Raw genomic sequence first — 19,884 nt, forward strand, 5'->3', positions numbered from 1 at the left:
GGAGGCATTTTATGAGTAAAATTCAACGCCATATTAAAATACGCGAACTGATAACAGAAAATGAAATAGATACACAGGACGAGCTTGTCGATGAGCTGAAATCACGGGGCTATAATGTCACGCAAGCGACAGTTTCACGTGATATCAAGGAGCTGCATCTTGTAAAGGTACCTTCGTCCAGCGGCCATTATAAATACAGTTTGCCTGCGGATCAGCGGTTTAATCCGCTAGAAAAATTGAAGCGCTTAATTAGAGATGCTTTTGTAAAGATTGAGCATACCAGCCATTTTATTGTTTTAAAAACATTGCCGGGCAATGCCCACGCGATTGGTGTGCTGATTGATAACCTGGAGTGGGATGAAATCATGGGCACCATATGCGGTGATGATACATGTCTGATTATTTGCAGGACTGAAAATGATTCAGCTGTTATTGAGCAGCGTTTCCTGGGTATGCTTTAATCGTGGGGTGACAAATGTGCTGACAGAATTATCGATCCAGGATTTTGCTATTATTAATAAAATCTCCATCACTTTCAATGAAGGTCTTACGGTTTTGACCGGTGAAACAGGTGCGGGTAAATCGATTATTATTGATGCCGTTCAACTCCTGGCCGGCGGACGCGGTTCAGTCGAATATGTGAGGCATGGTGCAAACAAAGCACAAATGGAAGGTCTGTTTATTTTAGATACGAACAAACATCAAATATATGAGACAGCAAATCAATATGGAATTGAAGTGCAGGATGGAATGGTTGTGCTGCACCGTACAATAACATCCGGCGGAAAGAGTATTTGCAGGGTAAATGGCAAATTAGTCACGCTGGCAATTCTTAAAGAATTCGGCAAGCAGTTGATTGATGTCCACAGCCAGCATGAAACCCAGTCATTATTGGATCCGGATAATCATATACAGTTATTGGATTTGTATGATAAGGAGCGTATAGCAAATGCGAAACAGGAATACGTACACTTATATGAAAAACTTACTGCATTACAAAAGCGATACAGGGAATTAAGTGAAAATGAACAGGAGATATCGCAGCGTCTTGATTTATTAAATTTCCAGCACAACGAAATTGAACAAGCCAACCTGGTTCCGAATGAAGATGACGAGCTGGAAGAAGAACGCAGTCAATTGGCCAATTTTGAGCGTATTTATAATGGTTTGCAGGATGCTTATTACGCACTTTATGGTGAACAAAAAGGACTTGAATGGCTGAATATGGCCAATCAATCACTTCAGAACAGCAAAGAATATGATTCGTTCCTTAACGAAAAAGCCGAAAAGATGTCGAATCATTATTTTTTAATTGAAGAACTGATGTATGAGCTGCGAAGCTATGCAGATACTTTGGAATATGACCCGCAGCGCCTGAATGAGATTGAATCAAGGTTGAATGAGATCAGCCGATTAAAGAAAAAATATGGCTCAACAGTCAATGAAATTTTAGAATATCTTGGAAAAATTGAAGAAGAAATCGAACAGATTACAGATAAAGATTCACACTTGACAAACCTGGATGAACAAATTAAAGAAACGTACGAGGATACCTATCTGGAAGCAAAACAGCTGCATGATCTGCGCGAAAAAGCTGCTCAGGCTTTAACGAAAAATATCCATCAGGAATTAAAGGACCTTTATCTGGAAAAAACATCTTTTTCAGTTTCCTTTGATACTAAGATAAATCAGGGAGAACGGACAAACCTGCATCACAATGGATTTGATTATATTCAGTTTCAGATAGCAACAAATCCCGGTGAGCCGCTGAAGCCGCTGCATAAAGTTGCTTCGGGCGGTGAGCTCTCACGGATTATGCTTGCATTAAAAGAAATCTTCGCAAGGCATCAGGGAATAACGAGTGTCATCTTTGATGAGGTGGATACCGGTGTCAGCGGCCGAGTGGCTCAGGCAATTGCTGAAAAGATTCAGCAGATTTCCGGTCAGTCACAAGTTTTGTGTATCACGCACCTGCCGCAAGTGGCAGCTATGGCTGATACACATAAATTAATTCAGAAACAGGCAAAAAATAACCGCAGTTCAACGGTTGTCAAGGAATTATCCAAAAGCGAAAAAATCGATGAATTAGGTCGCATGATTACTGGTGCCAAATTAACGGATACCGCAAAAGATCACGCCACGGAAATGCTCGAATTAGCCGATAATTATAAAAAAAATCATGGATAAAGTATTGCAAAAAGCCAGAAGCTATAATATCTGGCTTTTTTTATTATAGGTCGTTCAAAAGTCCGGTAAAATGACCTATCATATTTCCTTGTGTTTCTCGAACCTTGGAAAAGAAAACACTAACGCCCGTGTGCGATGCGGATTCAGCGAAGCATTCCTTGTGCTCGGAGCTGTGCCGCCCAGAACTCACCGGTCCTTTTATCCTCCTTTTTGAACACGTTACATATATGCATTTATTGCACAGGAAATGTTACACATCTTTTCTTGATTTTCACCAGTTTAAAACAGGTTCCGTTCGGTCAGATTAGAAATACAGAGAGAGAAAATTAAATGGTGTGGGGTTAGGAAGAGGAGAGTGAATTGGGTGAAAGATCATCGGAAAATCAGGTTATTGACAGGAATTCTGCTTCTCATAACTGTTTTGGCAGTACCTTTTATTGCACCAGTCAGCCATTACCTTTCCATTCCTAATCAAATTGTGGCTTTTGATGACTCGTCGGCACCTATAAGTGTTCCTGCAATCGGTGAAAACGTATCTGTTGCTTCCCCGGACAAGACGCTGCAGGCAATTGATTCTACAGATTTTTATGCGAAAGAAACCGGGAATAGTGAACTGATTTATCAGGCTGCAGGTCTTCCGATAAAGAAAGTGGATGTGTCAGTACTGGAAGATATTAAAGTTGTTCCCGGAGGCCAATCAATTGGGGTGCAGCTTCATACACTCGGAGTGCTCGTCGTTGGTCATCATCAAATTGAAGGTACAGACGGAATGATTTCACCGGGCGAGGAAGCAAATATTGAAGTGGGTGATGTCATTTTAAAAATAAATGGCGAGAAGATTAAGGAAATGGAAGATGTTAAACCATTTGTAAAAGAGGCCGGAAAAAAAGATAAATCATTGGATATTACTCTCAAACGTGATGATGAAACCATTGAAACAACATTGACCCCGATAAAAGACAAAAAAGAGGAAGAATACCGAATTGGGCTGTATATCCGTGATTCGGCTGCGGGTATTGGAACCATGACATTTTATGATCCCGAAACCAAAAACTACGGGGCACTTGGTCATGTCATTTCCGATATGGACACACAGGAGCCAATTGAGATCCATAACGGATCTATTGTCCGTTCGAATGTCACCTCGATTGAAAAAGGTAATAACGGCACCCCCGGTGAAAAGCAGGCGAAGTTTTCAGTTAAGGACAAAAAGATTGGAAACATTACTAAAAACAGTCCGTTTGGGGTTTTCGGACAATTGAACAAACCAATATCGAATGGCGAATACGACAAACCAATGCCAATCGCATTGTCACATGAAGTCAAAGAAGGACCGGCAAAAATTTTAACCGTTCTCGATGGAGAGAAAGTTGAGGAATTTGATGTAAAAGTTGTAAGCAGTGTTCCACAAAAAGTTCCGGCAAAAAAGGGAATGGTCATTCAAATAACCGATGAAAAACTTTTGAATGAAACCGGCGGGATTGTTCAGGGAATGAGCGGCAGTCCAATAATCCAGAACGGAAAAATAATTGGTGCTGTAACACATGTATTTGTGAATGATCCGACAAGCGGTTACGGTGTTCATATTGAATGGATGCTTCAGGAGGCAGGAATAGAAGTAAAAGAAGAGGAAACAAATCAGGACAAGGCCAGCTGAAAAAAATGACTTGTTATAGGAAAATTTTTCTATAGCAAGTCATTTTTTATCTGGTTTATGCTATAATACCTACAAAGATTTTTCGACAAATAAGAAATTATCTTGTCAAAAATTATCAAATATAATCGATATTTAAAGTAAATTTGAATAAAAATAAGGAAATCAAAAAAAAATTAAAGTTTTTTAAATAAAAGAAGGATATTTGAATCCTGTGTCGAATATATAACGTGGAGAAAGCTCGAATTAAAGGAGGAACTTTTGTGGGAAATATTTCAGTTTGTTTAGTGGATGATAACAGGGAACTCGTCCAATTAATGGAGGAGTATTTCGGAGAGCAGGATGATATTGAGGTTATAGGGACAGCCTACAATGGACGGGAATGCTTGGATATGCTCGAAGAATTGGAACCGGACGTACTCGTTTTGGACATTATTATGCCGCATATTGATGGGCTTGGTGTATTGAATACAATACGCAGTGAAGCACGGGATCATGATCCAAACGTTATTATGCTGACAGCTTTCGGCCAGGAAGAAGTCATGAAGAAAGCAGTGGATTTAGGGGCATCATACTTTATTTTGAAACCATTTGAATTGGACAATTTGGCGGAGCAGATCCGTCAGGTAGAGGGTACCGATACTGCAAAGCAGACATCATCGAAGAAGTCCAGCGGCAAAGAGCGCAAGAAAAAAGATTTAGAGGCAAATATCACAAATATCATACATGAAATTGGCGTCCCTGCACATATAAAGGGTTACATGTATTTAAGGGAAGCGATTACGATGGTTTACAATGATATTGAACTTCTGGGATCGATTACCAAAGTCTTATATCCTGATATTGCCAAGAAGTATAATACAACAGCATCACGGGTAGAGCGGGCGATACGTCATGCGATTGAAGTTGCCTGGAGCCGCGGAAATGTTGAATCAATTTCAGCACTGTTCGGTTATACGGTTAATATTTCAAAAGCCAAGCCGACCAACTCCGAGTTCATCGCTATGGTCGCTGACCGTTTACGGCTTGAACATAAGGCGAGTTAAATATCATATAAAAAAACTGTATGCGGATGCCCGCATACAGTTTTTATTAGCCAAAGAATTTTTGGTAAAGTGACCTGACGGCTAAATCGAGTTTATCTTTCCGGATACCGAACATTACGGATACCTCTGAAGATCCCTGGTTAATCATCTCGATACTTATATTGGCTTCAGCGAATGCCGCTGCTGATTTTTCAGCAATGCCAACTGCGCTCATCATACCCTCTCCGACAACCATAATCATGGCGAAACCGTAATCGATTGAAATGGTTTCAGGGTTTAACTCGCTTTTAATTCGATTTATCACATTAATTTCTTTTTCAGCGGTCAACTGACTGTCCCGAATAATAACGGACATATTATCAATTCCGGAAGGAGCATGCTCGAAGGAAATTTCCTCATCCTCCAGAATTTGCAACAATCTACGTCCAAAACCGATTTCCCGGTTCATAAGATATTTACTCACGTATAAATTGGAAAATCCTGTATCACTGGCAATTCCGACGACACATCTGGTATGAGGATCTTTGTCAGAAACAATCATCGTACCGGGACTGGCCGGATTGTTGGTGTTTTTGATGCACACCGGTATTTCCGCTTGAAACGCAGGCATAAGTGCCTCGTCATGAAATACACCGAAACCGGAATATGATAATTCACGCATTTCCTTATATGTCAAGGTCGTTATTTTTTCAGGATTGCTGACGATTGTCGGGTTGACGGCATATACTGAATCAACATCCGTGAAATTCTCATACAAGTCCGCCTGAACTCCTGCAGAAACAATGGATCCGGTGATGTCTGAGCCGCCTCTGGAAAAAGTCATTAACCCGCCATCTTTTGTGAATCCGAAAAATCCGGGTATGACTAAAATCCCGTCCTGCTTACGCATCTCGTACAATTTAGCGAAGCTTTCAGGCAGCACCTGTGCATTTCCGGGTTCATTGCTGACAATAATTCCCGCATCTTTCGGATTAACATAATGAGCATTCAGCCCCATTGTTTTTAGATATTCACTCACTATTTTTGCGCTGCTGTCCTCACCGATTGATTTCAGTCCATCTGCTTTGATCCGGTCTCCCGCATTATTGTTTAATGTGTTTTGGATCGACTGTTCAATGTCAGCGAGAATCGACTGCGGAAGTTCAAGCTTATTGACAATTTCCGAAAATCTTTCCATTATTTCCTTGAACTTTTTTTCATAGGATTTGTTATTGAGTACCAGTTCGCTTAACTCAATCAAGAGATCGGTTATCTTGACATCATCTTCAAACCGTTTTCCCGGTGCTGACACAACGATAAATTTCCGGTCGGTATCATCCTCGATGATTGAACCGGCTTTTTTAATCTGTACATCATTAGCAACAGAACTTCCCCCGAATTTTACAACTTTCATGCGACACCTCTCCAATGGTAAATTGTTTTAAAATCATCATCTTCCATCATTTACGTTTTCGTTTGTTCTTTTGATTCTTTCTATCACGGTACACAATAAATCCGGTAATAAATGCAAGACCGCCAAGAAATAAAAGAAATCCAGCAATAAACTGGATGCTTATATGAAGAAAAACAGGGTAAAAATCATTAAACAGTGTATCTCGCATCAGTTTAATGCCATAAGCAGATATAAGTCCAGGTATAAGCAGTATCAGCACTGCAATAATGCGAATCATGAATGTGGTCTTCCCCTTTATGTAAAACAGGCTCTTTTAAGTATAGCAAAATTGAAAGAAAATATGAACACATATCAAACATTTGCATATTAATACGCTTAATTTAACGCTCGGGCTGCGCACATAAATGTCAATGTCTTCAAAATAACAATTTTTTCTAAAAGAGACTTGCTAATAAATGCACATTGACGTATCCTTGAATTATGCAAATTATTGCAGAGGCGGGATGACATGAAACGTGTCCTGATTGTGGGAGCAGGTAAAGGCGGAAGTGCCTTACTGGAAATTTTACATAATACGGAGAAAATGAATATTGTGGGCATCGCAGATATCAACCCGGAGGCTAAAGGTTTAAAAATTGCCGGAGATTATGGCATTCCTGCCGGCACCAGCTATGACAATTGGATTGACGATAATATCGATATCATCGTGGAAGCTACTGGTGATGATGATGTGTTGGCGGAATTGCTTGATAAGCGAAGCGGCAAAACAGTCGTCATTCCCGGAAGTGTTGCTTACATCATTGCAGAGTTGATGGATGAAAAAGAATCGTTGTTGGAGCGATTGAAGCTTGAAGCGAATAACCAGGAGTTAATTCTGAATAATATCCATGATGGTATGATTGTTGTGAATGATCAGGAAGTTGTCCAGTTTGTCAACAAAAGCGCCGAGCGGATTGTTGGAATTGACAAGGAACAATTCAGTGGCAGCGATATTAAGAATGTTATTGCCGACACAAGACTTCCTAACGTATTGCGAAGCCGGCGAAAAGAAGTCAATCAGCGTCTCATTCTGGAAAACGGCAAGAAAGTTATCACAACCCGAATACCGATTATTAATGCAGAAGAACAAGTGCTTGGCGCTTTTGCCGTTTTTAAGGATATTACCGAAGTGATGAATCTTGCGGAAGAAATAACCGATCTCAAGGAAATAAAAACATTGCTCGAAGCAATTATCCAGTCGTCCGACGAAGCGATATCAGTTGTGGATGAGAATGGAAACGGACTCATGATTAATCCTGCATATACGCGCCTTACCGGTCTCAGCGAATCAGACATTATTGGAAAACCTGCCAGTGCAGACATATCAGAAGGCGAGAGCATGCATATGAAGGTGTTGCAAACCCGCCGTGCTGTTCGCAGGGTCCATATGAAAGTCGGCCCTGGCAAAAAAGATGTACTGGTAAACGTGGCCCCTGTTATTGTAGATGGAAAAATAAAGGGAAGTGTAGGCGTATTACATGATGTATCAGAGATTCAATCATTAACAAGCGAGCTGAAACGTGCGCGGCAGATTATCCGTAATCTTGAAGCAAAATATACATTTGATGACATTATCGGTTCTTCGTCAGAAATGCAGATAGCACTTGAACAGGCCAAAGTCGGGGCTAAAACCCCTGCAACGGTTCTATTGCGCGGTGAATCTGGTACAGGAAAAGAATTGTTTGCACATGCCATTCATAATGAAAGCGACCGCAAGCATAACAAATTTATACGTGTGAATTGTGCTGCCATTGCTGAAAGTATACTGGAAAGCGAGTTATTCGGTTATGAGGAAGGTGCTTTCACCGGTGCAAAACAAGGCGGCAAAAAAGGATTGTTTGAAGGGGCAAACAAGGGAAGTGTTTTTCTGGATGAAATTGCCGAGCTGTCACTTCACATGCAGGCAAAATTGCTCCGGGTGCTTCAGGAGGGGGAAATAGTCCGTGTCGGCGGAACATCTCCCGTAGCTATCGATGTCCGGGTGATTACAGCAACCAATATTAACCTTGAGAAAGCCATTATGAACAAAACTTTCCGGGAAGATTTATATTATCGTCTAAACCGACTCCCGATATATATCCCGGCACTGAAGGAACGGATAGGGGATTTGCCGGAGATCATTGACTATCTTATTCAAAAGATTAATCAGGATTATGGAAGAGATGTTAAATCAATTGATGCTCACGCAATTGCTTATTTGAAAGATTATCATTGGCCCGGGAATGTCCGTGAACTGGAAAATATTGTTGGACGGGCCATGATTTATATCGGCATGAGTGAAGAAGTGATAAAAAAAGAACATATCCCGGAACTGATGCCGTCTGCAGATTCATCCCAGAGGTTGAAATGGGGAACGGAAAAAAATAAAACATTGCAAAACGCTATGGAAGCGTATGAAAAACAATATATTTCAGAAGTGCTGCAAGCGTTCAATAATAATAAAACTCAAACCGCTAAACATCTAAATATATCGATACGGAACCTTTACTATAAGCTTGAAAAGTATAAAATTGAAAAAAACAACATGCAAAAATATTCATGAATGCAATATAATGCACAATATAAACCGCCATCAGTAAAGCGCTTTCAAACATAGAAAGTTGGCACGTTTTTTGCACTATAAGTATGGGGTGGTTTCAGCCAGATACAATCACATTTAGAATAATATTGGCCAGCAGGTATGATTGACAAATATTTAGGGGGTATTAATGATGGAAATTTTTAGCTATATGGAAGAGTATGATTATGAACAGCTGGTGTTTTGCCAGGATAAAAACTCAGGATTAAAAGCGATTATTGCAATCCATGACACAACTCTCGGCCCTGCTCTCGGTGGAACCCGAATGTGGACTTATGATTCAGAAGCTGATGCAATAGAGGATGCTCTGAGGCTGGCAAAAGGTATGACTTATAAAAATGCTGCTGCGGGACTCAATCTTGGGGGCGGAAAAACAGTTATTATCGGTGATCCAAAAAAAGATAAAAACCCTGAAATGTTCCGGGCCTTCGGAAGATATATTCAAAGCCTGAACGGAAGATATATTACAGCAGAAGATGTTGGAACGACTGTTCATGATATGGACCTGATTCATATGGAAACAGACTTTGTCACCGGTACCTCACCAGAATCAGGTTCATCAGGCAACCCGTCACCAATGACCGGTTACGGTATTTATAAAGGCATGAAGGCAGCTGCTATGGAAGCGTTCGGTGATGCTTCAATGGAAGGAAAAACGGTTGCTGTACAGGGTATCGGCAACGTGGCTTACGCATTGTGTGAGCAATTGCATGAAGAGGGTGCCAATTTAATTGTCACAGACATCAATGAAGATGCGGTTAAACGTGCTGTGGATACTTTTGGAGCCAAAGCAGTCGGACCTGATGAAATTTATAGTGTCGATTGTGATATATATGCACCATGCGCACTTGGTGCCACTATAAATGATGAAACCATTCCACAACTGAAAGCTAAAGTTGTTGCCGGTTCTGCAAATAACCAGCTTAAAACAACGGAACATGGGGATATGCTCCATGAGATGGGGATTGTTTATGCACCGGATTACGTCATCAATTCAGGCGGTGTCATTAACGTTTCAGATGAACTAGATGGCTATAACCAAAAAAGAGCAATGAAAAAAGTGGAAACAATATATGATAATCTGACAAAGGTTTTTGAAATTTCACGGAGGGATCAAATCCCGACATCCGCCGCCGCCGACCGTTTGGCCGAAGAACGGATCCGTTCGCTTCAGGCATCACGCAGCCAATTTTTAAGAAATGGCCATCACATACTAAGCAGACGATAACGTGGTTGAAAAAGTTACGGGGGTAAATTGTCTTGGTACAGCAATCATTGCGTGTCTTAGCTATAAATCCGGGATTGGCCTCAACTAAAATCGGCGTGTTTGACGACGAACATTGCATATTTGAAAAAAGTATTAAGCACAGCGCGGAAGACCTTTCCGAATATAAACGGATCATCGATCAATCTGCGTTCCGCAAACGGATTTTATTGGAACAGCTGGATTACGAAGGGATTAATATTTCCAAATTAAATGCCGTTTGTGCCCGCGGGGGTCTTTTGCGTCCAATTGAAGGCGGTACTTATGAAGTGAATGAAATAATGCTCCAAGACTTAAAAATGGGCTATAACGGAGAACATGCATCGAATTTGGGTGGAATCATCGCTTATGAAATAGCCGGCGGATTAAACATCCCCTCATTTATTGTAGATCCGGTAGTCGTTGATGAGCTTCATGAAATTGCCAGGGTGTCAGGAGTGCCTGAAATCCCCCGAAAAAGCATATTTCATGCTTTAAATCAAAAAGCTGCAGCCAGAAAAGCAGCAAATGATCTTGGGAAAAATTACCAAGAAACCAATTTAATTGTCACACATATGGGCGACGGGATAACAATTGGCGCGCATAAAGGTGGAAAAGTTGTTGATGTGAATAATGGTCTGTATGGGGACGGACCATTTTCCCTCAAACGTGCTGGTACGACACCCGTTGGTGATTTGGTATCCATGTGCTTTTCGGGGAAGTATTACCTGGATGAAGTTATGGAAAAGCTTGTTGGACGGGGCGGTCTGATGGCCTATCTGCACACAAATGACACTATTGAGACGGAGCGCCGGATTGCAGATGGTGACAATTATGCAGCACATGTTTATGATGCCATGGCTTATCAGATCGCTAAAGAAATCGGATCAATGAGTACTGTACTCGAAGGGAAAGTTGATGCCATTGTTTTGACTGGGGGACTGGCATACAGGAAAATGTTGATCCAATTGATAACAGACCGAATTGATTGGATTGCTGATACCATTATTTATCCTGGAGAAGATGAGCTGCAGTCACTCAATGAAGGAACGCTTCGGGTGCTGAGGAAGGAAGAGCTAGCAAAAATATACCCTTCGAATCTAAACAGAGAGGAGTATTCAGTTAATGGCAAATGAATATGATCTAGTTGTACTCGGAGGAGGGACAGGCGGTTATGTAGCTGCAATACGCGCCTCACAGCTTGGCATGCAGGTTGCTGTCGTTGAAAAAGGTAAACTTGGCGGAACTTGCCTGAACAGGGGCTGTATTCCCTCTAAATCACTGCTCCGGAGCGCTGAAGTTTTTAAACAAACAAAAGAAGCAAATGAATACGGCGTGGAAACATCAGATATTACCTTAAATTTTGCCAAGGTGCAGGAACGAAAAAACGGTATCATCAAAACACTTCGGCAAGGTGTAGAAGGTTTGATGAAAAAGGGGAAAATTGATGTATATGAAGGTTTAGGACGCATTTTGGGTCCGAGTATTTTCTCGCCTATGCCCGGTACGATATCAATCGAATATGCCAATGGTGACGAAAACACGATGCTCGTACCAAAAAATGTGCTGATCGCAACCGGATCCACGCCGAAATCACTGCCGGACCTTGAACTGGATGGCGAAATTGTGATGAGTTCCGACGAAGCGCTTAACATGAGTGAACTGCCATCCTCAATAATCATCGTGGGCGGCGGTGTTATTGGTATCGAGTGGGCGTCGATGCTTTCGGATTTCGGTGTTGATGTAACTGTAATCGAATACATGGACCACATTTTGCCGACAGAAGATGAAGCTATTGCCAGGGAAGTTGAAACGCAGCTTAAGAACAAAGGTGTGCAGTTTATAAAAAGCGCCAAAGTGCTGCCTGATACTCTGCAAAAGGAAAAAGGTGTACAAATAGAAGCAGAAGTCAACAATGACAATGAAACATTTTTAGCTGACAGAATGCTTGTATCTGTTGGCCGGGAAGCAGTCACGTCAAACCTTGGACTTCAAAACACGGATATTGTTGTTGATAAAGGCTTCATTCAGACAAATGATTTTTACCAGACGAAAGAATCACATATCTATGCTATCGGGGATGTGATAGGCAGAATGCAGCTGGCACACGTGGCGTCCCACGAAGGTATTGTGGCTGTTGAACATATGGCAGACAAAAATCCGCTTCCGCTGGATTATGACACAATTCCTTCATGTATTTATTCCAATCCTGAGGCTGCCAGTGTCGGATTGACCGAAAAGCAGGCAACTAATCAGGGATATGATGTTAAGATCGGAAAGTTCCCGTTCAAAGCAATTGGCAAAGCTTTAGTGCACGGTGAATCAGACGGATTTGTCAAAATAATTGCCGATAAACAAACTGAGGATTTGCTTGGTGTACATATGGCGGGGCCGCATGTAACCGATATGATATCGGAAGCAGGATTGGCCAAAGTACTTGATGCGACACCATGGGAAATCTCGCGCAGTGTTCACCCGCATCCGACACTTTCTGAAGTTATGGGTGAAGCAGCAATGGCTGTGGAGGGAAATCAAATCCACGGATAAAATCTTAATTTTTTCATTTAGGGGAGGGAAAGTAAATGGCAAAAAATCGCCATGAATCATTAGGTTTAACGGATGAACAGGCTCTGGACATATACAGGCATATGCTATTGGCCCGCAAAATTGACGAACGGATGTGGCTGTTGAATCGTGCCGGAAAAATACCGTTTGTCATTTCATGTCAGGGACAGGAAGCTTCACAGGTAGGTGCTTCTTTTGCCCTCGACCGAAATGAGGATTATGTTTCACCTTACTACCGGGATATGGGCGTCGTGCTTGCATTCGGAATGACAGTTAAAGAATTGATGCTTTCCGCATTTGCAAAAGCGGAAGATCCCAATTCCGGCGGCAGGCAAATGCCGAGCCATTTTGGTCAAAAGAAAAATCGGATCCTGAGCCAGTCTTCACCAGTGACGACGCAGATCCCGCATGCTGTAGGTGTTGCGCTGGCAGCCAAGATGGAGAAGAAAGATTTTGCATCATTTGTCACGTTGGGTGAAGGCTCATCCAATCAGGGTGATTTCCACGAAGGGCTGAACTTTGCTGGAGTTCATGATTTGCCTGTCATTACGATGGTCGAAAACAATAAGTATGCGATCTCGGTTCCGCTGGATAAACAAATTGCCAGCAAAAATGTGTCAGATCGCGCTCAAAGTTATGGAATGCCGGGTGTAACAGTGGACGGCAATGACCCACTGGCAGTATATGAAGAAGTAAAAAAAGCTCGAGAACGTGCTGTGAACGGAGAAGGACCAAGCCTGATAGAAGCAGTGTCCTACCGGTTCACAGCCCATTCAAGTGATGATGATGACCGTCAATACCGTGAAAGTGCTGAAGTGGAAGAGGCAAAGAAAAAAGATTCGATTATTTCATTTGCTGCTTATTTAAAAGAAGCCGATGCCATGACAGAGGATCAAGAACAGAAAATTCGCAGTGAAATTGATTCGATTGTTAATGAGGCGACAGACTATGCGGAGAATGCCGCCTATCCTGAGCCTGAGTCTGCACTTAAATATGTTTATGAAGAGTAGGGGGGAATCTTGTCATGCCAGTAATGTCGTATATTCAGGCAGTTACAGCTGCCTTACGTGAAGAGATGCAGCGTGATGAAAAAGTTTTTGTTTTAGGGGAAGATGTCGGTAAAAAAGGCGGCGTATTTGGAGCCACCAAGGGATTGCATGATGAGTTCGGCGAATACCGTGTTCTGGATACACCGCTTGCGGAATCTGCCATTGCAGGCGTCGGTATTGGTGCTGCAATGTATGGGATGCGCCCGGTTGCTGAAATGCAGTTTGCGGATTTTATTATGCCGGCTGTAAATCAGATCATTTCTGAAGCAGCCAAAATGCGGTACCGATCCAATAACGACTGGAATGTGCCGATGACAATACGGGCTCCATATGGCGGCGGTGTGCATGGTGCATTGTATCACTCGCAATCGGTTGAAGCAATATTTGCCAATCAGCCGGGATTAAAGATTGTGATGCCATCAACACCATACGATGTAAAGGGGCTTTTGAAAGCCTCCATCCGTGATAATGATCCGGTACTGTTCTTCGAGCATAAACGGGCATATCGTCTGCTGAAAAGCGATGTACCGGAAGATGATTATGTTCTGCCAATTGGAAAGGCCGATGTTAAACGGGAAGGTTCTGACGTGACAGTCATCACGTATGGTCTGTCTGTCCATTTTGCGCTTCAGGCTGCCGAGAAGCTTGAAGAAGAAGGTATAGACACGCACATTCTTGATTTACGCACTGTATACCCGCTGGACCGGGAGGCCATTATCGAAGCAGCGCAAAAAACCGGAAAAGTCCTCCTGATTACCGAGGATAATAAGGAAGGCAGCATTATCGGGGAAGTAGCTGCCATTATTGCCGAAAACTGCCTGTTTGATCTTGATTCTCCGATTCAGCGCCTCGCCGGCCCTGATATACCGGCAATGCCATTTTCACCGACCATGGAAAAATACTTTATGATGAATCCGGATAAAGTTGAAAAAGCCATACGGGAACTTGCTGAATTTTAATGATAAAACAGGCAGAGAAAAGGAGTGTAAAGAATGGCGACAGAAAAAATCAACATGCCGCAGCTGGGAGAAAGTGTCACGGAAGGAACAATCAGTTCCTGGCTTGTTGGCGCAGGAGATAAAGTCAATAAATATGATCCGATTGCAGAAGTCATGACCGATAAGGTCAATGCTGAAGTACCGTCATCATTTTCAGGTGTAATTAAAGAACTTGCAGCACAAGAAGGAGACACCATTCAGGTTGGTGAACTCATGTGCTATATCGATGCAGAGGGAGGGACATCCGGTGATGAATCCAAAACATCTGACCAAACAGAGAAAAAGCAGAATGCTTCAGCAGCGAGAGAAGAAGATGCTTCATCTGATCATTCCATGAAAAAACGTTACTCGCCGGCTGTCATGAGACTCGCTCAGGAAAATGATATCGACCTTCAGCAGGTTAACGGTTCGGGGCGGGGCGGACGAATTACACGAAAAGATATCGAAAAAATGATTGCTTCAGGTGATAAACCGACACCAGCTATACCGGAAAGTGAGACAGAAGCCCTGCAGCCCAAATCTCCACATCCAGAGCAGCCGACCGGCGCCGAGCATCAAGCACAAGCAGGCGACATCGAAATTCCGGTTACCGGCGTCAGGAAAGCAATCGCACAAAATATGGTTAAATCCACTCAGGAGATACCGCATGCATGGATGGCGGTCGAAGCTGATGTGACAGAATTGGTCAGTTACCGTAATAAAGTCAAAGACGAGTTCAAGCAAAACGAAGGATACAGTCTGACATTCTTTGCATTTTTTGTAAAAGCAGTAGCCCGGGCTCTGAAAGAATTCCCTCAGTTGAACAGTACGTGGGCAGGGGATAAGATTATTCAGCATAAGGATATCAATCTATCCATCGCTGTAGCAAAAGATAATGAACTGTTTGTCCCGGTTATTAAAAACGCCGATGAGAAAAGCATCAAAGGTATCGCCAGGGATATTCATGATCTGGCAATGCGTGCACGGTCCGGAAAATTGACTTCAGAAGATATGCAGGGTGGAACGTTTACGGTCAACAACACCGGGTCATTTGGTTCTGTTCAGTCCATGGGGGTTATCAACCATCCGCAGGCAGCGATACTGCAGGTGGAATCAATTGTAAAACGGCCGGTTATCATAAATGACATGTTTGCTGCACGTGATATGGTGAACTTATGTTTATCCCTTGATCATCGGGTGCTGGATGGACTGATTGTCGGACAGTTTTTGGCACGCGTAAAAGAAATAGTGGAAAACACCAATGGGGACACAACCAACATATATTAGAAATGGACAACCTCCCGTCGCTGGAATCTTTGTTGCTCAATTTTCGGCAGATATTGGGACAGTGAAACTTGATTTAGTGGGGGATTCCTTCATCTCCCGCTGAATGTCCGGCCCCTTACGGGCAGCTGATCCCCTGCTTATTTTTCCCGTTTCCCTTGAAATATTTCCAGCTTCCCGTTAAGGCGGGATAAACGGGTATCAAACCGTGTCATTTCAAAAGATTTCTAAATTGAAATCTGCCTCTAAAATTGATAAGCTAATCATAGTAATACCTAACATTAAGTAAAAGGGGATGTATTCACATATGGATTTCAACTTGTTCATGGAGGACGTCGTAAACGCTGCTCGCGAAGATGTACGGGATGCAGGCTACGAAGAATTGACTACACCTGAGTCTGTTGACGAAGCAATGAAACGCGATGGCTCAACATTGGTAATGGTTAATTCAACATGCGGCTGTGCTGGTGGTGTTGCTCGTCCTGCAGCAGCAAATGCCATTCATTACGACAAACGGCCTGACCATCTGGTGACAGTGTTTGCCGGACAAGACCGGGAAGCGACCGAAAAGGCCAGAGAATACTTTGAGGGCTACCCGCCATCATCACCATCTTTTGCATTCATCAAAGATGGCAAAATTGTTACAATGCTTGAACGCTCTGAAATTGAAGGGTACAGCGCAATGGATGTAGTCGGCAAGCTGCAAAAAGTGTTCGACGACCATTGTGAAGAAGTCTAAATAGAATGAATTTATAGTATGGGGCTGTCTCAACATAAAACGGGTCAGCCTCGTTTTGTTAAATAACCGGTTGAATCATTGCTTAAGGAGAAATAAATGTGAAAATTGGCTCGCGTACGATTAAAACGGCAATAGCGACTCCGATCTCGATTTCTATTGCACAGGTTTTGGGTCTGACGAATTTTATTTCTGCCGGGATACTGACGATTTTGTGTATTCAGCCATCACGAAAACGGTCTGTCCTGAGTGCATGGCACCGATTTCTGGCATGCGTCGTAGCTGCCTTATTTTCGATTACCTTTTTTGAGTTAATCGGTTACCATCCAATTGTTATTGGCATTATGTTAGCTTTTTTCATACCGGTCACCGTTTGGCTTAAAGTCACGCCGGGAATTGCAACCAGTTCAGTTATCATTTTGAATTTGTACAGTGCTGAATATGCTTCGATCACTTTTTTGACGGAACAGTTCTTCATTATTATTATCGGCATCGGCACGGCTTTACTTGTCAATTTATATATGCCGAGCCTGGAAACGCAATTAAAACAGAAGCAGGATGAACTGGAGTACTATTTTCAGATCATACTAAATGAAATCGCTTTATACATACATGATAAAAATGAAAATTGGGACGGAAAAGAACTGCAAATCTGTGAGGATATATTACAGGATGCGATGGATTTGGTATTATTGGATAAAGAAAACCATTTATTACGGAATAAGCATCCTTATCGCGATTATTTTCAGATGCGAAACAAACAGCTGGAGTTGCTGGAAAGAATGCTTCCATTAGTAAGCAGGCTGCCGAATAAGGACTCCATTTCGATAAAAATTGCCGGTTTCTTTGAAAAATTGGGTGATAATGTTCACCCGGGCAATACGGCTACACTCTATTTGGACGAATTGGAAGAGTTGCGGAAAACATTTAACCAGAAGGAATTGCCGAAGACACAGGAAGAATTTGAAACACGGGCCAATTTATTCCGTCTGCTGCATGAAATTGAAGATTATCTGCTGCTTAAGAAAAAATTTAAAAAAAGTGATGTTCCCGAAAAAAAGCGGACAAAAAAAGACCGGAATAAGTAATTCCAGCCTTCTGTTATGTCTTGAACCGCATTGGCAGCACAAATATTTCAAGGAAACCGGAATGATAAACAGGGGATCCATTGCCCGTAAAGCCGGTGCGTTCAACTAACATTCAGCGGGAGTTTTACCGACCTTATATAAACATTGACAGGCCCATTGTCAGTGTTGAAAGTATCATTGCCACAATCATAATATATATAATGACTTTTATTCGGCGTTCGCGTTTAGATTTTTTTCTTGGTGCTTGCACTTTAGTTTGGTTTTTGGCCAATTTTATTCCTCCTTAAATCCTTATCCTGACTTGTATTTTACCGTTAATTAAGGGATTGGACAAGTACTATTATTCGATGAATTATCCGGAATTGATAAAACAGGGGGTAAAGTTTATGAATGATGACAAATTTCAATCTAAAAAAGAAAACTGGGAGGCGTCTGTTAAGAAGACACTGGAAAGATTCCCGGAAAGAAAGAATCCGTTCACGACCTCATCTGATATAGAGGTTGATCGGTTGTATCATTCTGAGAAAGATGAGGAATATGAAGAAAAATTGGGGTACCCGGGAGTATACCCGTACACCCGCGGGATCCAGCCGACCATGTATCGCAGCAGACTGTGGACAATGCGGCAGTATGCAGGGTTTGGTTCGGCAGCCGAAACGAATAAACGTTTCCGGTATTTGCTTGAACAGGGACAGACGGGATTGTCAGTCGCTTTCGATCTGCCGACACAAATCGGATATGATTCCGACGATGTCATGGCTGAGGGGGAAGTCGGCAAAGTCGGCGTTGCGATTGATTCCTTACATGATATGGAACAATTGCTTGATAAGATTCCGCTGGATAAAGTAAGCACGTCAATGACCATTAACGCGCCGGCATCTGTACTTTTATGCATGTATCTGGCTGTTGGTGAAAAACAGGGTGTCCCGCTCGAAAAACTTACGGGTACAATTCAAAATGATATTTTAAAAGAATATATTGCACGGGGTACATATATTTTCCCGCCAAAACCATCGATGCGGCTAATTACCAATATATTCGAATATTGCCGCGAGAACGTTCCGAAATTTAATACGATCAGTATTTCGGGCTACCATATTCGTGAAGCTGGTTCAACAGCGGTACAGGAAGTTGCCTTTACGCTTGCAGACGGTATGGCTTATGTGGATGCTGCACTGGAAGCAGGCCTTGACATTGATGCCTTTGCACCAAGACTAGCATTTTTCTTCAATGCACATAACAACTTTCTTGAAGAAGTTGCCAAGTTCCGTGCTGCCAGACGCATCTGGGCTAAAGTCATGAAAGAACACTATCAGGCCCAAAACCCGAAAAGCTGGAAATTGCGTTTTCATACACAAACCGGTGGTTCAACCTTGACGGCACAGCAGCCTGATAATAATGTGGTCCGTGTGACAGTACAGGCGCTTGCTGCTGTACTAGGCGGGACACAAAGTCTTCACACAAACTCCCGGGATGAAGCTTTGTCACTTCCAACTGAAGAATCCGCCCGCATCGCACTCAGAACACAGCAAATTATTGCAAATGAAAGCGGCGTGGCTGATACAGCGGATCCTTTAGGCGGTTCATATTATATTGAGTCATTAACAGACGAAATAGAGACCAGGGTAAATAAATATTTAGATCAAATAAATGAGATCGGCGGCGCTGTTAAGGCTGTTGAAGAAGGGTATATGCAACGAGAGATTCAGCGGACAGCTTATGAAACGCAAAAAAATATCGAAAACGAGGAAGAAATTATAGTCGGCTTAAACCAATATAAACTTAATGAAGAAGTTAACCCGGATTTACTAAAAGTTGATGAAGCACTTGAGGCAGAACAAATCACTTTATTGGAAACAGCCCGCAAAGAACGCAATCAGCATGCCGTAGACAATGCATTGGCAGCACTGCGTGAACATGCGCAGGATTCAAATGTCAATCTGATACCACATATTTTGCATGCTGTAAAAGTTTACGCAACAGTCGGCGAAATTTGCAATGTGCTTCGTGAGGAATTCGGTGAATATACAGGTATGTAATGGGGG

Annotated in this window: 17 protein-coding genes; 14 read left to right on the plus strand and 3 right to left on the minus strand. The window is 42.4% G+C overall.

All coding sequences use genetic code 11. From position 1 onward, the window contains the following. Nucleotides 1–11: 11 nt before the first annotated feature. The 4 genes from ahrC to spo0A all read left to right on the plus strand — a co-directional run bounded on the left by ahrC (nucleotide 12) and on the right by spo0A (nucleotide 4,887). A complete protein-coding gene (gene ahrC, locus VK097_RS08405) occupies nucleotides 12–461 on the plus strand; it encodes a transcriptional regulator AhrC/ArgR (RefSeq protein ID WP_324211363.1) in 450 nt (149 codons plus the stop codon). Between the two features lie 16 nt (nucleotides 462–477). After that, on the plus strand, nucleotides 478–2,187 hold the full coding sequence (recN, locus tag VK097_RS08410) for a DNA repair protein RecN (RefSeq protein ID WP_324211364.1): 1,710 nt from the start codon (nucleotides 478–480) through the stop codon (nucleotides 2,185–2,187). 364 nt (nucleotides 2,188–2,551) lie between these two features. Then, on the plus strand, nucleotides 2,552–3,844 hold the full coding sequence (spoIVB, locus tag VK097_RS08415; RefSeq protein ID WP_324211395.1) for a SpoIVB peptidase: 1,293 nt from the start codon (nucleotides 2,552–2,554) through the stop codon (nucleotides 3,842–3,844). Between the two features lie 260 nt (nucleotides 3,845–4,104). Then, entirely contained in the window at nucleotides 4,105–4,887 is a 783-nt protein-coding gene (gene spo0A, locus VK097_RS08420; protein ID WP_324211365.1) for a sporulation transcription factor Spo0A, read from the plus strand. A 46-nt stretch (nucleotides 4,888–4,933) separates the two neighbouring features. Here spo0A and VK097_RS08425 read toward each other — a convergent pair whose 3' ends face one another. Beyond that, nucleotides 4,934–6,280 (minus strand): aspartate kinase, encoded by a 1,347-nt coding sequence (locus tag VK097_RS08425; RefSeq protein WP_324211366.1) that lies wholly within the window; start codon nucleotides 6,278–6,280, stop codon nucleotides 4,934–4,936. Between the two features lie 46 nt (nucleotides 6,281–6,326). Next, nucleotides 6,327–6,557, minus strand: coding sequence for a DUF2627 family protein (locus VK097_RS08430; protein ID WP_324211367.1), 231 nt, complete (start codon nucleotides 6,555–6,557; stop codon nucleotides 6,327–6,329). A gap of 231 nt (nucleotides 6,558–6,788) precedes the next feature. On the opposite strand from VK097_RS08430, the gene VK097_RS08435 reads away from it, so the two are divergent. From VK097_RS08435 to VK097_RS08475, 9 genes are all read left to right on the plus strand, one after another. Further along, on the plus strand, nucleotides 6,789–8,861 hold the full coding sequence (locus tag VK097_RS08435) for a sigma 54-interacting transcriptional regulator (protein ID WP_324211368.1): 2,073 nt from the start codon (nucleotides 6,789–6,791) through the stop codon (nucleotides 8,859–8,861). A gap of 169 nt (nucleotides 8,862–9,030) precedes the next feature. After that, on the plus strand, nucleotides 9,031–10,125 hold the full coding sequence (locus tag VK097_RS08440; protein ID WP_324211396.1) for a Leu/Phe/Val dehydrogenase: 1,095 nt from the start codon (nucleotides 9,031–9,033) through the stop codon (nucleotides 10,123–10,125). A gap of 32 nt (nucleotides 10,126–10,157) precedes the next feature. Next, nucleotides 10,158–11,276, plus strand: a complete 1,119-nt coding sequence (buk, locus tag VK097_RS08445) for a butyrate kinase (RefSeq protein ID WP_324211369.1) — start codon at nucleotides 10,158–10,160, stop codon at nucleotides 11,274–11,276. Next, complete coding sequence (lpdA, locus tag VK097_RS08450; RefSeq protein ID WP_324211370.1) at nucleotides 11,266–12,687, plus strand: dihydrolipoyl dehydrogenase; 1,422 nt, start codon at nucleotides 11,266–11,268, stop codon at nucleotides 12,685–12,687. Before buk ends, lpdA begins: the two co-directional genes overlap by 11 nt. Nucleotides 12,688–12,722: 35 nt before the next feature. Beyond that, nucleotides 12,723–13,715 (plus strand): thiamine pyrophosphate-dependent dehydrogenase E1 component subunit alpha, encoded by a 993-nt coding sequence (locus tag VK097_RS08455; protein ID WP_324211371.1) that lies wholly within the window; start codon nucleotides 12,723–12,725, stop codon nucleotides 13,713–13,715. A gap of 14 nt (nucleotides 13,716–13,729) precedes the next feature. Continuing rightward, on the plus strand, nucleotides 13,730–14,713 hold the full coding sequence (locus VK097_RS08460) for an alpha-ketoacid dehydrogenase subunit beta (RefSeq protein WP_324211372.1): 984 nt from the start codon (nucleotides 13,730–13,732) through the stop codon (nucleotides 14,711–14,713). A gap of 33 nt (nucleotides 14,714–14,746) precedes the next feature. Beyond that, nucleotides 14,747–16,018: a dihydrolipoamide acetyltransferase family protein gene (locus VK097_RS08465; RefSeq protein WP_324211373.1), complete on the plus strand. Its 1,272-nt coding sequence runs from the start codon at nucleotides 14,747–14,749 to the stop codon at nucleotides 16,016–16,018. Between the two features lie 304 nt (nucleotides 16,019–16,322). Next, nucleotides 16,323–16,754 (plus strand): BrxA/BrxB family bacilliredoxin, encoded by a 432-nt coding sequence (locus VK097_RS08470; protein WP_324211374.1) that lies wholly within the window; start codon nucleotides 16,323–16,325, stop codon nucleotides 16,752–16,754. Nucleotides 16,755–16,852: 98 nt separating this feature from the next. Further along, entirely contained in the window at nucleotides 16,853–17,839 is a 987-nt protein-coding gene (locus tag VK097_RS08475; RefSeq protein ID WP_324211375.1) for an aromatic acid exporter family protein, read from the plus strand. A 133-nt stretch (nucleotides 17,840–17,972) separates the two neighbouring features. On the opposite strand, the gene prli42 is transcribed toward VK097_RS08475, so the two are convergent. Beyond that, nucleotides 17,973–18,110 carry a stressosome-associated protein Prli42 gene (prli42, locus tag VK097_RS08480; protein WP_324211376.1) on the minus strand — a complete coding sequence of 46 codons (138 nt, stop codon included), beginning with the start codon at nucleotides 18,108–18,110 and terminating at the stop codon, nucleotides 17,973–17,975. A 115-nt stretch (nucleotides 18,111–18,225) separates the two neighbouring features. Here prli42 and VK097_RS08485 point away from each other — a divergent pair, with 115 nt between their 5' ends. Then, nucleotides 18,226–19,878, plus strand: coding sequence for an acyl-CoA mutase large subunit family protein (locus tag VK097_RS08485; RefSeq protein ID WP_324211377.1), 1,653 nt, complete (start codon nucleotides 18,226–18,228; stop codon nucleotides 19,876–19,878). Nucleotides 19,879–19,884: the final 6 nt, after the last annotated feature.

The sequence above is a fragment of the Lentibacillus sp. genome (assembly GCF_035301675.1).
Lineage (GTDB): Bacteria > Bacillota > Bacilli > Bacillales > Amphibacillaceae > Lentibacillus.